The 1,335-nt window shown below is 49.2% G+C and carries 3 protein-coding genes; all 3 read right to left on the bottom strand.

Annotation, left to right across the window (positions count from 1 at the left end; translation table 11 throughout):
- Positions 1 to 200, bottom strand: a 200-nt coding sequence (gene ycgZ / locus VH86_RS24475) for a regulatory protein YcgZ (protein WP_045834429.1), incomplete at its 3' end; no start/stop codon positions are given.
- 278 nt (positions 201 to 478) lie between these two features.
- Positions 479 to 733, bottom strand: a complete 255-nt coding sequence (locus tag VH86_RS24470) for a hypothetical protein (RefSeq protein ID WP_045834428.1) — start codon at positions 731 to 733, stop codon at positions 479 to 481.
- A gap of 475 nt (positions 734 to 1,208) precedes the next feature.
- The coding region (locus tag VH86_RS24465) for a general stress protein (protein WP_045834427.1) at positions 1,209 to 1,335 on the bottom strand (127 nt) is incomplete at its 5' end.

Raw genomic sequence — 1,335 nt, 5'->3', positions numbered from 1 at the left:
TCTTCTTCCTGATTCGCTGCCACTTCAAGGCGGCGCAGCAGTTTGGTACAGATGGCCTTACGATTAAGGTTCTTGCCTGCGCGCAGGATTTCTACGACAATCTGCCCCAGCGTTTCCTGCTGGGTTGGCGCCGACGCCTTGCTGAAGTAATGCGCAATGTCGCTGGCGGAGTCCGGGAATTTCGTAACGTTCTGACGCATGGTGAACCTCTCAATGGTTAAAATGTAGTCGGCTCTGTCTGACCGTAAAGTTATACAACTTAATCAAACTTGTACAGCAATTGTGTTGTTGTACAGCTTATCTTTTTGTGCAAAAAGTGCTAGATGTTACTAAACAGTAACTTAGGTGAGTATCAGCGCGCGAATGATGAGCGAGTTAACGAAAGGGTTGTACAACAGTCAGAACAGCATGCTCAGCTCAGGGGCCGGGGTACAGGGAAGAAGCCTGCCCGGTATCATCCGAACAGGCGGGAATGCCTTCAGTGCGCTGAGCCGCGGCCTGAGGCGGTAATCCATCTCAGCTCGTCCCGGTTGCCCGGTAATGACTCAAACCTGCGGAGCCAGCGTTTCGCCCCTCTTATCTGCACGCAGCGCTCTGGATTTTCCTCTACGTCGGCCATCTCAGCCAGCTCGCGGATAAGCGAGCCAACGGTAATGTCCGCATTATTCATCGCCAGATGAACTGCCGCTTCGCCAATAATCATTTGGTTCTGGTCATGGTCATTATCAGGCATGCTTTGCTCTCCCTCCGCTTTATTACGGTATTTCAGTGTAGTCACTTAACGGACTGAAAACCGGTTCCATTTAAATACTTTCCGCGCATTATCCCGTCAGTCAGAATTACGCTCAGCCGCACAGCAATAAAAAACACCCTGAATTCAGATGCCTGACAGATTATCAGAGGTAAATATCAGAAAATACTGAATAAAACTTATGTGTAGTCTGAAATCGTTTTCATCCTGAGATGCAGCCTGAGCATGTGAATGTTTCGGGATTTAATCTCAGAAGAGGATTTAACATGGCCTGAAAAATATGGATGATAAGCCTGCAGGTTACTGGCCATGAATATGCGCCACATATCAGAAAAATCAGGGGGTAGGTTTCGTTGATTATTCTACTTCAACCTCAGAGATGATTTGGAAATACATATTTCCTAATTAAGCGCGCCGGGATAAAATTTACTTCCGGCGCGCGTCCGGGTGGTTTTATTTAAACTTCAGGTTTTGGGCTCCGCCGGCTGATAAGTCCGCCTTTACGACCGGCCTCGCGCGCGCGATCGGGACAGTTTTTGAAGTTACCGCCTCTGGCGGCGCCGCCTTTGCTGCCCGCCTCAGAG

The organism is Pantoea sp. BL1, assembly GCF_000963985.1.
Classification (GTDB): Bacteria; Pseudomonadota; Gammaproteobacteria; order Enterobacterales; family Enterobacteriaceae; genus Pantoea; species Pantoea rwandensis_B.
The sequence above is the reverse complement of the archived record's forward strand: the minus strand, read 5'-3'. Positions and strand labels throughout refer to the sequence as shown.

Bases quoted from the DNA above. Each gene is read 5' to 3' on its own strand.
- VH86_RS24470 (WP_045834428.1), bottom strand. From the start codon at position 733: ATGCCTGATAATGACCATGACCAGAACCAAATGATTATTGGCGAAGCG.